The following is a 12,796-nucleotide window of genomic DNA, read 5'->3' as shown; positions in this document are numbered from 1 at the left end:
ACAACTACAAAACATCATGAATTTAAATACGAATTTAAAAGCAGAAAATACTTACGATGCTATTGTTATAGGATCGGGGATTAGTGGCGGCTGGGCTGCAAAAGAACTTACCGAGAAAGGTTTACGTGTACTCATGCTCGAAAGAGGGATGAACATTGAGCACATTACCGGTTACGAAAGCGCCATGAAAAATCCATGGGATTTTAAACATGCAGGTAAACTTACCGAAGAACAAAAACGTACCCACCCGGTGCAAAAAAGAGATTATCCATACCAGGAAGCAAACGAAAAATGGTGGGTAAACGATTTAGAATGCCCATATACAGAAGATAAACGTTTCGACTGGTACCGTGGTTTCCACGTGGGTGGTAAATCTTTGATGTGGGGCCGTCAGAGTTACCGTTTAAGCGACCATAACTTTGAAGATAATGCAAAAGATGGTCACGGAAACGATTGGCCGATCCGCTATGCAGAACTTTCACCTTGGTACGATTATGCAGAGCGTTTTGCAGGCATCAGTGGTTCTAAAGAAAACTGGCCAACTTGTCCCGATGGTGATTTTTTACCACCGATGGATTTAAACATTGTTGAGAAATCAGTAAAAGCCCGTGTTGAAGAACATTATAAAAGGGAACGTATCATCATGATTGGCCGTGTAGCCAACCTTACCGTTCCGCACAAAGGCCGTGGAAATTGCCAATATAGAAACCTGTGCAGCCGCGGTTGTCCGTTCGGAGCTTATTTCAGTACGCAGTCTTCTACCCTACCCGCAGCAATGGCAACCAAACGTTTAACGTTAAGGCCGTACTCTATCGTAAATCATATTATTTATGATAAAGATACCAAGAAGGCTAAAGGTGTAATGGTGATTGATGCAGAAACCAATAAAACGATGGAGTTTTATGCTAAAATCATTTTTGTAAACGGTTCTACATTAGGTTCTACGTTCATTCTGTTAAATTCAACATCAGAAGCACATCCAAACGGATTGGGCAATGGCAGTGGTCAATTGGGCCATAATTTAATGGATCACCACTTCCGTTGCGGAGCATCCGGAGAGGCTGAAGGTTTCGATGATAAATATACTTATGGTCGCCGTGCAAATGGGATTTATGTACCAAGGTACCAAAACATCGGTAACGATAAACGCGATTACTTACGTGGTTTCGGTTATCAGGGCGGCGCAAGCAGAAGCAACTGGCAAAATGACGTTGCCGAGTTATCATTTGGTGCAGACCTGAAACAAAAAATGACCACTCCAGGAAAATGGAGCATGGGATTAGGCGGTTTCGGAGAAATGTTACCTTACTATGAAAACAAGGTTTATATTGATAAAACCAAAAAAGATAAGTGGGGACAGCCTGTATTGGCAATTGATTGCGAATACAAAGAAAACGAGAAAAAAATGCGTGTGGATATGATGAATGATGCTGCTGAAATGTTAGAAAAAGCAGGTATAAAAAACATCAAAACTTACGATAATGGCTGCTTTCCAGGTATGGCAATTCACGAAATGGGTACTGCCAGAATGGGTAACGATCCAAAAAATTCTGTGCTGAACAAATGGAACCAGATGCACGAAGTGAACAATGTTTTTGTAACCGATGGGTCGTGCATGCCGTCTATTGCCTGCCAAAACCCTTCATTAACATTTATGGCGCTAACTGCACGCGCTGCTGATTATGCCGTAAAAGAACTTAAGAAAAAGAATATCTAGAAAGGTTTAAAACATGAGGTGTAAGGGTTAAGGTAAAAGGCGTAAGGTCTGGTCCCTAATCCCTACACCTTAAACTTTATTTAAAAAACAATATCTAAATAGGGAAAAGGCTTAAGCGTTAAGGTATGGGAAATTCACCCTAAACCTTACACCTTACTCTCCACACCTTTTATAACATGAAAAGAAAATTAAGAATGGGCATGATAGGCGGCGGAAAAGACGCCTTTATCGGTGCCGTACATCGTTTGGCCGCTAACATGGATGGACTAATCGAATTATCTGCCGGAGCTTTAAGTGTAAATCCTGAAGTGGGATACGAATCTGGAAAAATGCTTTTTCTTCCCGATAACAGGATCTACAACAATTACGAAGAAATGCTGACAAAAGAAAGTGAATTGCCAGCAGACGAAAGAATTGATTTTGTAACCATTGTTACCCCAAACTTTGCCCATTTTGCACCTGCAATGATGGCATTGGATAAAGGTTTCAACGTGGTCATAGAAAAACCAATGACTTTAACTTTAGAAGAAGCAAAACAGCTTCATGCTAAGGTAGAAGAAACAGGATTAACCCTTTGTTTAACGCACACTTACTCAGGCTACCCGATGGTTAAGCAGGCGAAACAAATGGTAAGCGAAGGCGAATTGGGTACAATACGTAAAATTGTGGTAGAATACCCTCAAGGCTGGTTAAGCACACTTTCTGAACGCGAAGGTAATGCACAGGCAGCCTGGCGTACCGATCCATCTAAAACCGGAAAAAGCGGTTGCATGGGTGATATAGGTACACATGCAGCAAATCTTGCAGAATATATTTCGGGATTAAAAATTACTAAACTCTGTGCGGATTTAAATATTGTGGTACCAGGAAGAGCCATTGATGATGATGGTAACGTACTGTTAAAATTCGATAATGGCGCTAACGGTGTATTGGTGGCCTCACAAATTGCTGCCGGCGAAGAAAATGCATTAAAAATAAGCGTTTATGGCGAAAAAGGTGGTTTAGAATGGCACCAGATGGAGCCAAATACCATGATTGTGAGGTGGTTAAATGCACCGGCACAAATTTATAGAACCGGTAATGGTTATATGGGAAGCTTTGCAAAACACAATACCCGTACACCGGGCGGTCACCCTGAAGGCTATTTAGAAGCATTCGCCAATATCTATAAAAACTTTGCGCTTACTGTAGATGCTAAATTAAACAGCGAACAACCTTCAGCAGAAATGCTCGATTTCCCTAGTACCGCAGATGGAATCAGAGGAATGGCATTTATTGAAAATGTAGTGGCTTCAGGCCAATCAGATCAAAAATGGTTCGACCATAAAATATAATTCCGGCATGACAACGATAAAAGGACCAGCTGTATTTTTAGCACAGTTTATAAGCGACGAAGCTCCATTTAATTCACTTGATAGTATTTGCAAATGGGCTGCAGATTTGGGATTTAAAGGCATCCAGATGCCAACACTCGATAACCGTTTTATTGATCTTAAACAAGCAGCAGAAAGTAAAACCTATGCTGATGAGTTAACAGGTAAAATTGCCACTTACGGTTTAGAAATTACCGAACTATCTACACACTTGCAAGGCCAGTTGGTTGCAGTTCACCCTGCTTACGATGACTTATTTGATGCATTTGCCCCAAAAGAAGTACACAAAAACCCAAAAGCCAGAACGGAATGGGCAGTACAGCAGATGAAATATGCAGCCAAAGCATCACAAAACCTGGGTTTAAATGCACACGCCACTTTTAGTGGTTCGTTATTATGGCAATATTTCCACCCTTGGCCACAACGTCCGGCCGGCTTGGTTGAAGAAGGTTTTGCAGAACTGGCAAAACGGTGGACACCGATCTTAAACGAATTTGACCAATGTGGTGTAGATGTTTGTTATGAAATACACCCCGGAGAAGATTTATTTGATGGCGAAACCTACGAAATGTTCCTCGCAGCAGTAAATAATAACCCTCGGGCATGCTTATTGTATGATCCATCTCACTTTGTGTTGCAACAATTGGATTACATTCAGTACATCGATTTTTACCACGAACGCATCAAAGCGTTCCACGTAAAGGATGCAGAATTTAACCCTACGGGCAAACAAGGCACTTTTGGCGGATACCAGAGTTGGGCAAACCGGGCAGGGCGCTACCGTTCACCAGGTGATGGACAGGTTGATTTTAAAACCATTTTTAGTAAATTAGCCCAATATGATTTTAAAGGCTGGGCTGTTATGGAATGGGAATGCTGCATTAAAAACCAGCAGGATGGTGCCCGGGAAGGTGCAGCGTTTATAAAAAAGAACATTATTAACGTAACTGATAAGGCATTTGATGATTTTGCTGCATCGGGTAGTGATAGCGCTTTCAATAAACGAATATTAGGATTACAAGAATAACAACACACAAAACACACACAACATGAAAAAAACATTTTTAATTTTAGGCGCTGTAGTCATTTTTATGGCGTCGTTTTCAAAAGCAGATTTAGCGAAAGAAAAAACCGTGATTGCAACGGCAACAACAACAAACCATGCTGCTTTTCAATCAAATCCAGGAGAAAAACTGATCAATAAATCAGATTGTTTAGGTTGCCACAACAAAACCAACAAAATTATTGGTCCTGCGTACGTAGATATTGCAAAAAAATATCCGGCTACCGAAAAAAACATCAACATGTTAGCCGATAAAATTATTAAAGGCGGAACGGGTGTTTGGGGCAATATGCCGATGACTGCTCATGCTACGCTTAAGAAAGATGATGCAAAATTAATGGTAAAGTATATTTTATCTTTAAAGAAAAAATAGTCGAATTCCTTTAGCAAATCGATTTACTAAATATGAAAACAGAGCAAGAAAATAAAAGCACGAGTAACCGTCGTGATTTTATTAAAACTTCGGCAATCGCTGCCGCTGCCTTTATGATTGTTCCACGCCATGTTTTGGGCGGAACAGGTTATTTAGCGCCAAGCGATCGCTTATTGGTTGCCGGCATTGGAGTTGGCGGAAAAGGCCAAAGCGATTTAGAAATGTTTTACAAAAGCGGAAAAGCAGATATTGCTTTTCTGTGTGATGTAGACGATCGCCGTGCAGCCAATAGTGTAAAAGCTTTCCCTAAAGCTAAATACTATAAAGATTGGCGCGAGATGTTGGATAAAGAGCATAAAAACTTCGATGCTGTTTCTGTTTCTACTCCCGATCATAACCATGCCATCCAGGCGCTAGCCGCCATGCAGCTGGGTAAACACGTTTACGTTCAAAAACCTTTAACACACGATATTTATGAAGCGCGGATTCTAACCGCAGCGGCAAAAAAATATAAAGTGGTTACACAGATGGGTAATCAAGGTGCATCAAACGACGGTCCAAGGCAGATGAAAGAATGGTACGAAGCTGGTTTAATCGGCGACGTACATACGGTTTATGCCTGGACTAACCGTCCGGTATGGCCACAAGGTATTCCATGGCCAAGCAAGAAAGCAGAAATTCCTAAAGAATTAGACTGGAATTTATGGTTGGGCACGGCTCCTGAAAAGGATTATGTTGATAAATTAGTTCCTTTCAACTGGCGTGGCTGGTGGGACTACGGAACTGGCGCTTTAGGCGATATGGGTTGCCACTTAATCGAGGCTCCTTTTAGTGTATTAAATTTAAAATATGCTAAAGAAGTTGAAGCAAGTGTTGGTTCTGTTTATGTGGATGAATTTAAACGCGGTTATTTCCCTGAAAGCTGCCCTCCATCAAGCCATGTTACCTTAAAATTCCCTAAAACAAATAAAACAAAAGGTGATGTTACTTTACACTGGATGGATGGTGGTATCCAGCCAGAACGTCCGGAAGAATTAGAAGCAAACGAAACTTTCGGTGATGGTGGTAATGGCACATTATTTATCGGGACAAAAGGTAAAATGATGTCTGAGACTTATAGTGCAAATCCAAAATTATTGCCTTTAAGCAGAAATAAAGACATTAAAGTTGCTCCAAAATATGCTCGCGTACCAGATGGTGCAAACGGACACTACAAACAATGGGTTGAAGCAGCGATTGCCGGTTATGGCAAACAAGAAGTAAGTTCGCCTTTTGAAATTGCAGGTCCGTTAACAGAAGCTTTATTGATGGCCAACCTGGCAATCAGAAGTTTTGATATCCAAAAAACGGTAAACGGTAAGACTACTTACCCAGGCAGGTACACGAAGATGTTATGGGATAATGACAATATGAAAGTGACCAACTTTGATGAAGCCAACCAGTTTGTTAAACGCGAATACCGTAAAGGCTGGAACAATTTAACACTTTAATTAAAAGTACTTACAAACCTGATGGATTTTAATATCCATCAGGTTTAAATTTAAAAAAATGAAAAAAATCTTTCTTTCTGCTTGCATCATACTAGCAGTTACACAAATATCAAAAGCACAAAAAGGCTTTAAACCACTTTTTGATGGTAAAACTACAACAGGCTGGCATACTTACAACAAAACTACCGTTGGTAGTGGCTGGCAGGTTCAGGATGGCGCACTACACCTGGATTTAGCTAAAAAAGGTACAGATGGCGGTGGCGATTTAGTCACCGATAAAGAGTATGGCGATTTCCACTTGAAATATGATTGGAAAGTGGCTCCTAAAGCAAATAGCGGTGTTATTTTTTATGTTCATGAAGAACCGAAATATCACGCTACTTATTCTACAGGTTTAGAAATGCAAGTAATCGATAACGATGGTCACCCTGACGGAAAAATCACCAAACACCGTGCCGGCGATCTTTATGATTTGGTAAAAAGTTCATCAGAACCGGTTAAACCAGTTGGCGAATGGAACAAAGCTGAAATCATTAGCAAAAAAGGCAAATTGACCTTAATTTTAAATGGTGTTGAAGTGGTAAAAACAACCCTTTGGGATGATAACTGGAAAAAAATTGTTGCAGGCAGCAAATTTGCAACATGGGAAAACTGGGGAACATACAAAACCGGAAAAATTGCCTTACAAGATCATGGAGACGAAGTTTGGTACAAAAACATCTCTATTAAAGAACTTTAAATACGGAAAATGTAAGATGGAATATGGTTAATGTGAATTATACCATCATCCAAACACTTACATTTTATAACATTAATGGTAAGAGGGAAAATGTATAATGTGAATTACAAAATCCCTCTTACCTAATCCAGTTAAAATATTATAAAATTATAAGATGAGTTACGGATATACGTTCCCATCACCACTCTTACCTTAACCATTTCACACAATTACTAGCCAAATGAATAGCACTACCCGCTTTAAACTTTCTGCCATGATGTTCCTTGAATTTTTTATCTGGGGCGCATGGTTTGTAACTTTAGGAGCATTCTTAAACAATAACCTGAAGGCAACCAACTCTGAAATTGGTTCTGTATTTTCAACACAATCCTGGGGCGCTATAATTGCTCCATTTATAATAGGCCTCATCGCCGACAGATATTTTAACGCTGAAAGAATTTTAGGTGTGCTGCATATTATTGGTGCTATTTTAATGTACCAGATGTATAGTGCGCCAGATGTAAGTGTTTTCTACCCTTACGTTTTAGCTTACATGATTTTGTTTATGCCTACCCTTGCGCTGGTAAACTCTGTATCTTTTAACCAAATGAAAGATGCCGAAAAAGAATTTGCTAACATCAGGGTATTTGGTACAATCGGCTGGATCATTGCTGGTCTATTAATCAGTTTTGCCTTCCACTGGGATTCTCCGGAAGGAATTCAGGCTGGATTATTAAAAAGCACGTTTTTAATGGCTGGTATTGCCTCTTTGGTATTGGGATTATTTAGTTTTACTTTACCTGCAACTCCTCCAAAGGTTGCCAAAGATGAAAAAATAAAAGTAGGCGACATTTTGGGTTTGGACGCGTTGAAATTGTTAAAAGATAAAAATTTTGCTGTCTTCTTTATTTCTTCTATCCTGATCTGTATTCCATTAGCCTTTTATTATCAAAATGCAGGGCTTTTCCTAGCCGATATCAAAGTTTCTAACCCAACTGGTAAAATGGCCATTGGTCAGGTTTCCGAAGCATTATTTTTGCTGGCTATTCCAGTTTTCTTTTCAAAATACGGTTTCAAGAAAACCATTATAGTTGGTATGCTGGCTTGGGCGGTACGTTATGTACTGTTTGCTTATGGTAATGCAGGCAATTTAAGCTTTATGCTGATTATAGGTATCGCACTTCACGGTGTTTGTTACGATTTCTTTTTTGTTTCTGGTCAGATTTATACCAACTCAAAAGCAGGAGAGAAATTTAAAAGTGCAGCTCAGGGTATTATTACCCTAGCCACCTATGGTGTTGGTATGTTGATTGGGTTTAAAGTAGCAGGATTAATTACAGATATGTATAAAACCGGGGATGTAACTGACTGGAAAATGGTTTGGATTATACCAGCGGGAATTGCAGCTGCCGTTTTCCTATTATTCGCCCTGCTGTTCAACGATAAAACTAAATCTGAAATAGCAGCTAAAGCAGTTTAACATGGCCTCAAACGTAAATAGAAGAAATGCTTTAAAGAACATCATTGCAGGAACTGCTGCAATTGGTGTTTCTTCAGGCTTATCAGCCCTAGCCATGAACAAAACAGAATCAAACGAGCCACTTAGACTTAAAGGAACGATCAACCATGCCGTTTGCCGCTGGTGTTTTAGTAGTTTTGATGTAGAAACACTTTGCATTGAAGCCAAAAAAATAGGGATTAAAGGGATTGATCTGGTGGGTCCGCAAGATTGGCCGACCTTAAAAAAACATGGTTTAGAATCGACCATGTGTAATGGTGCTGAGATTAATTTGGTAGATGGTTTTAACGATGAAAAATTCCACGAAAAGTTAATTCAAAATTACACCGCCATGATTCCGCTTGTGGCCCAAGCTGGTTATAAAAACCTGATCTGCTTTAGTGGAAACCGTCGTGGTAAAGATGATGAAACAGGCTGGAACAATTGCGTTAAAGGATTAAAGCAACTAATGCCATTAGCTGAAAAGCACAATGTGGTATTGGTAATGGAGTTATTAAATAGCAAAGTTAACCATAAAGATTATCAATGCGACAGAACATCTTGGGGAGCTGAACTTTGTAAACGTTTAGGATCTGAAAACTTCAAATTGTTATATGATATTTATCATATGCAAATTGATGAAGGTGATGTGATCAGTAACATCAGGCAGTATCATCAATACATAGCGCACTACCACACCGCTGGCGTACCGGGCCGTAATGAAATAGACGATACCCAGGAACTATATTATCCGGCTATTATGAAAGCCATTGCAGAAACCGGCTTTAAAGGTTACGTTGCACAAGAATTTATACCTAAACAAGCAGATAAAATAGCGTCGTTGAAAAAGGCGGTATCTATCTGCGATATTTAATCTACATTATGATATCAAGAAGAAATTTCCTAATCAACAGCAGCGCGGCTGCAGCAGCGGCGCTGCTTGTTCCGTCATTTGTTTTTGCAGCAGACAATAAAAGAGTTGTTGGCCTCCAACTATATTCGCTAAGAGATGAGTTGCCGAAAGATGTAAAAGGAACGATAGCAAAAATTGCCAAAACAGGCTTTAAAGAAGTAGAAACCTATGGTTTTTCGATAAAAGATCAGTTTTGGGGTTTAACACCTAAAGAATTTAAAGCATTATTGGATGCTAATGGTTTAAAAGCACCAAGCGGCCATTATGGTTTAGGCACTTATTTAAGCGATGGCAATACCACCGAATTAAAAGCGGCAATTGCAGCAGCAAAAGTACTGAAGAGCGAGTATGTAACCATCCCCTGGTTAGAGGCAAACATCAGAAAAAATGCTGCCGATTATAAGAAAATTGCAGCCAGAATAAATGAAGCTGGCAAAATGTGTAGGGCGGCAGGGATCAGATTAGCTTACCATAACCACAATTTCGAATTCGAAAAACAGGGTGATACTACCGGTTACGAAATCCTGTTGAAAGGAACAGATAAAAAACTGGTTGATTTCGAACTTGATTTATACTGGGTAGTACGTTCAGGACACGATCCGATTAAATTATTCAAAGAAAATCCGGGCCGTTTTACCATGTGGCATGTTAAAGATATGGATAAAGCCAACCCGGCCTTGAATGCTGAAGTAGGAACAGGTTCTATCAACTTCAAACCGATTTTTGCACAGGCAAAACTTTCGGGTATGAAACATTTCTTTGTAGAACACGAAACCAACTACAAACCAAACCCCATGGAATCTGTTGCAGCAAGCTGTGCTTATATTAAAAAGGCGATTATTTAAAATCTAAGGCAATGAATTCAAGAAGGACTTTCTTAAAACAGGCAGGATTAGCGGCCGGGGCGGCCTTATTAATACCATCATTTGCTTTTGATAAAGCGAGTAAAAATGTTGGCCTGCAGTTGTACACACTGCGCGATGAAATACCTAAAGATGTTAAAGGCGTAATCGAAAAAGTGGCTCAAGCCGGGTACAAAGAAGTTGAAACCTATGGTTTCGCAAATGGAAAATTTTGGGGCTTAACACCTAAAGAATTTAAAGCCTTACTTGATGCCAATGGCCTAAAAGCACCGAGTGGTCATTACCACATGGACGATTTTGTAAAAACAGGAAATGCCGATAGATTAAAAGCAGATATCGAATCATCAGCTGTAATTGGTGGTAAATATTTTACTATTGCCGGTGCCCATGTTGATATGAGCAAAGGTGTAGATGGCTTCAAAAAAACCGCGAGCGATTTTAATAAAGTAGCTGAAATTGTCAAAGCTTCGGGTTTAAAATTTGCCTACCATAACCATGATTTTGAGTTTAAAAATTTGGGCCATACTACTGGTTATGACGTTTATTTAAGCGAAACCGATAAAAACCTGGTCAATTTTGAAATGGATTTATACTGGGTTGTCCGTTCTGGTAACGATCCGTTAGCTTTGTTTAAAAAATATCCTGGCCGTTTCCCAATGTGGCATGTAAAGGATATGGACAAAGCCAAACCTGAATTAAACACCGAAGTGGGTAAAGGCTCAATTGATTTTAAAAGCATTTTTGCCCAGGCAAAACTTTCGGGCATGCAGCATTTCTTTGTAGAGCACGAAAATAATTATCAGCCAGATCCCATCGGCTCGATTAAAACCAGCTGCGATTATATCAAAGCAAATTTGATTTAATATACAAAAGCCCCAAAGCAATTAAAAAGCATTGGGGCTTTTTGTTCTGTTTCGGTTCAACCAAAGTTTCACTTTTAATTACATTTTCGTTAAAAAAACCGACTACCTGTTAAAAAAATACTATTTCTGCACTTGAAAGCAAATTAAATTGGCAACGATAGGGATATCAGCTTAATTTTTAGCATATTTGAATTCATATCTATAATTAATAATATAAAAAAAATTAAAATGAAAGTAGCAGTAGTAGGTGCCACCGGATTGGTTGGCACTGTCATGTTAAAAGTATTGGAGGAGAGAAATTTCCCTTTAACAGAGTTGATTCCCGTAGCATCAGAAAAGAGTGTTGGTAAGGAAATTACTTTTAAGGGTAAGAAGTTCCCAATCGTTAGCATGGATACTGCAATCAGTATGAAACCGGATATCGCCTTGTTTTCAGCAGGTGGAAATACTTCATTAGAGCATGCACCTCGTTTTAAAGAGGCTGGAACAACCGTTATCGACAACTCTTCTGCATGGAGAATGGATCCGGCAATTAAATTAATTGTACCGGAAGTTAATGCACACGAACTTTCTATTGATAACAAAATCATTGCTAACCCCAACTGTTCTACCATTCAAATGGTGGTAGTTCTAAAACCATTGCACGATAAATACAAAATTAAACGTGTAATCGTTTCTACTTACCAATCGGTTACGGGTACGGGTGTTAAAGCGGTTGAGCAGTTAATGAACGAGCGCAAAGGCATTGATGGTCCTAAAGCTTATCCATACGAAATTGACCTGAATGTGCTTCCACATATTGATGTTTTCACCGATAACGGATACACCAAAGAAGAGATGAAAATGGTAAAGGAAACGAACAAAATCATGAGCGATAACAACATTAAAGTTACCGCTACCACTGTTCGGATCCCGGTGATGGGCGGTCACTCAGAATCGGTAAATATCGAGTTCGAAAATGATTTCGATTTAGCCGAAGTGCGTAGTATTTTAGAAAAAGCGCCGGGCGTAATTGTTGTGGATGATGTGGCCAACCTAAAATACCCGATGCCAAAAGATGCACATGAAAAAGATGAAGTTTTTGTAGGCCGTATCCGTAGAGATGAATCAGCACCAAAAGCATTAAACCTTTGGATTGTTGCCGATAATTTACGTAAAGGTGCTGCAACCAATGCCGTTCAAATTGCCGAATACCTGGTTCAAAAAGAATTGGTTTAATTCATAAATTAAGTAAAAGCCTCGATTTTATCGGGGCTTTTTTATGCGCGCTCCATCATGAAACATATTCCAATCGCTTTAATTTATTCCAGGTTACTCATCGGTTTTGGAATCATTCTGTTAAGCGTTTTCCGTATTAGTCATTATTCCTTTTTAGCTATTACTTTCTTATCCCTCGGTTTGTTAACCGATATTTTTGATGGGATTATTGCCCGCCGGCTCAATATCTCTTCCGAAAAGTTAAGACGTTTGGACTCGGCTATCGATCAAGTATTTTTTATTTCGGTGGCAGTCGCCACTTACATCCAATGCCCCGATTTCTTTAAAGCCAATCTCATAAAACTGATTGTGCTCGGTGCTTTTGAAGTTTCGACCTATGTCTTAAGCTATATTAAATTCAAAAAGGAAATTGCTACCCATTCTATCGGTGCTAAAATCTGGACGCTGACCATATTTGCTACCCTTGTCGAAATTATGGTTCACTGCGAATCGGTGGTGCTCTTTGAAATTTGCTTTTGGCTCGGCCTGGCTACCCGATTGGAAATACTCGCTATTGTGTTCACGCTCAAACGATGGACAAATGATGTACCAACCATTTATCACGCTATAAAACTCAGACAGGGAAAAGAAATTAAACGGAATAAACTCTTTAATGGCTAAGCGCGAAAAAAAATAGAAAAGGGATCGTCCTCACTAAATTATATCTA

General features: G+C 39.5%; 12 protein-coding genes. All 12 read left to right on the top strand.

The window, feature by feature from the left end:
- Positions 1-16: 16 nt before the first annotated feature.
- The 12 genes from BLR60_RS16345 to BLR60_RS16290 all read left to right on the top strand — a co-directional run bounded on the left by BLR60_RS16345 (position 17) and on the right by BLR60_RS16290 (position 12,749).
- Entirely contained in the window at positions 17-1,717 is a 1,701-nt protein-coding gene (locus BLR60_RS16345; RefSeq protein ID WP_208600657.1) for a GMC oxidoreductase, read from the top strand.
- Between the two features lie 176 nt (positions 1,718-1,893).
- A complete protein-coding gene (locus BLR60_RS16340) occupies positions 1,894-3,051 on the top strand; it encodes a Gfo/Idh/MocA family protein (RefSeq protein WP_090501724.1) in 1,158 nt (385 codons plus the stop codon).
- Between the two features lie 7 nt (positions 3,052-3,058).
- Complete coding sequence (locus tag BLR60_RS16335) at positions 3,059-4,117, top strand: sugar phosphate isomerase/epimerase family protein (RefSeq protein WP_090501722.1); 1,059 nt, start codon at positions 3,059-3,061, stop codon at positions 4,115-4,117.
- Between the two features lie 22 nt (positions 4,118-4,139).
- A complete protein-coding gene (locus tag BLR60_RS16330) occupies positions 4,140-4,526 on the top strand; it encodes a c-type cytochrome (RefSeq protein WP_090501720.1) in 387 nt (128 codons plus the stop codon).
- A gap of 32 nt (positions 4,527-4,558) precedes the next feature.
- Positions 4,559-6,016 carry a Gfo/Idh/MocA family protein gene (locus tag BLR60_RS16325; protein WP_090501718.1) on the top strand — a complete coding sequence of 486 codons (1,458 nt, stop codon included), beginning with the start codon at positions 4,559-4,561 and terminating at the stop codon, positions 6,014-6,016.
- 58 nt (positions 6,017-6,074) lie between these two features.
- Complete coding sequence (locus tag BLR60_RS16320) at positions 6,075-6,755, top strand: 3-keto-disaccharide hydrolase (RefSeq protein WP_090501716.1); 681 nt, start codon at positions 6,075-6,077, stop codon at positions 6,753-6,755.
- A 220-nt stretch (positions 6,756-6,975) separates the two neighbouring features.
- The gene (locus tag BLR60_RS16315) at positions 6,976-8,214 is read left to right on the top strand and encodes a nucleoside permease (RefSeq protein WP_090501714.1); all 1,239 of its coding nucleotides are present in this window, start codon (positions 6,976-6,978) and stop codon (positions 8,212-8,214) included.
- A gap of 1 nt (position 8,215) precedes the next feature.
- Positions 8,216-9,106, top strand: a complete 891-nt coding sequence (locus BLR60_RS16310) for a hydroxypyruvate isomerase family protein (RefSeq protein ID WP_090501712.1) — start codon at positions 8,216-8,218, stop codon at positions 9,104-9,106.
- Between the two features lie 8 nt (positions 9,107-9,114).
- Positions 9,115-9,990 carry a sugar phosphate isomerase/epimerase family protein gene (locus tag BLR60_RS16305; protein ID WP_090501710.1) on the top strand — a complete coding sequence of 292 codons (876 nt, stop codon included), beginning with the start codon at positions 9,115-9,117 and terminating at the stop codon, positions 9,988-9,990.
- Between the two features lie 11 nt (positions 9,991-10,001).
- Entirely contained in the window at positions 10,002-10,871 is an 870-nt protein-coding gene (locus tag BLR60_RS16300) for a sugar phosphate isomerase/epimerase family protein (RefSeq protein WP_090501708.1), read from the top strand.
- 228 nt (positions 10,872-11,099) lie between these two features.
- On the top strand, positions 11,100-12,089 hold the full coding sequence (locus BLR60_RS16295; RefSeq protein ID WP_090501707.1) for an aspartate-semialdehyde dehydrogenase: 990 nt from the start codon (positions 11,100-11,102) through the stop codon (positions 12,087-12,089).
- A gap of 57 nt (positions 12,090-12,146) precedes the next feature.
- Positions 12,147-12,749 (top strand): CDP-alcohol phosphatidyltransferase family protein, encoded by a 603-nt coding sequence (locus BLR60_RS16290; RefSeq protein ID WP_090501705.1) that lies wholly within the window; start codon positions 12,147-12,149, stop codon positions 12,747-12,749.
- Positions 12,750-12,796 lie beyond the last annotated feature (47 nt).

This window comes from Pedobacter terrae, from assembly GCF_900100705.1.
Classification (GTDB): Bacteria; Bacteroidota; Bacteroidia; order Sphingobacteriales; family Sphingobacteriaceae; genus Pedobacter; species Pedobacter terrae.
Note: the sequence above shows the minus strand (reverse complement) of the source record. Positions and strands in the feature narration are given on the sequence as shown.

Coding starts and splice junctions, on each gene's coding strand:
- BLR60_RS16320 (WP_090501716.1), top strand. CDS start 6,075: ATGAAAAAAATCTTTCTTTCTGCTTGCATCATACTAGCAGTTACACAA.
- BLR60_RS16330 (WP_090501720.1), top strand. CDS start 4,140: ATGAAAAAAACATTTTTAATTTTAGGCGCTGTAGTCATTTTTATGGCG.
- BLR60_RS16325 (WP_090501718.1), top strand. CDS start 4,559: ATGAAAACAGAGCAAGAAAATAAAAGCACGAGTAACCGTCGTGATTTT.
- BLR60_RS16305 (WP_090501710.1), top strand. CDS start 9,115: ATGATATCAAGAAGAAATTTCCTAATCAACAGCAGCGCGGCTGCAGCA.
- BLR60_RS16295 (WP_090501707.1), top strand. CDS start 11,100: ATGAAAGTAGCAGTAGTAGGTGCCACCGGATTGGTTGGCACTGTCATG.
- BLR60_RS16345 (WP_208600657.1), top strand. CDS start 17: ATGAATTTAAATACGAATTTAAAAGCAGAAAATACTTACGATGCTATT.
- BLR60_RS16310 (WP_090501712.1), top strand. CDS start 8,216: ATGGCCTCAAACGTAAATAGAAGAAATGCTTTAAAGAACATCATTGCA.
- BLR60_RS16315 (WP_090501714.1), top strand. CDS start 6,976: ATGAATAGCACTACCCGCTTTAAACTTTCTGCCATGATGTTCCTTGAA.
- BLR60_RS16290 (WP_090501705.1), top strand. CDS start 12,147: ATGAAACATATTCCAATCGCTTTAATTTATTCCAGGTTACTCATCGGT.
- BLR60_RS16300 (WP_090501708.1), top strand. CDS start 10,002: ATGAATTCAAGAAGGACTTTCTTAAAACAGGCAGGATTAGCGGCCGGG.
- BLR60_RS16340 (WP_090501724.1), top strand. CDS start 1,894: ATGAAAAGAAAATTAAGAATGGGCATGATAGGCGGCGGAAAAGACGCC.
- BLR60_RS16335 (WP_090501722.1), top strand. CDS start 3,059: ATGACAACGATAAAAGGACCAGCTGTATTTTTAGCACAGTTTATAAGC.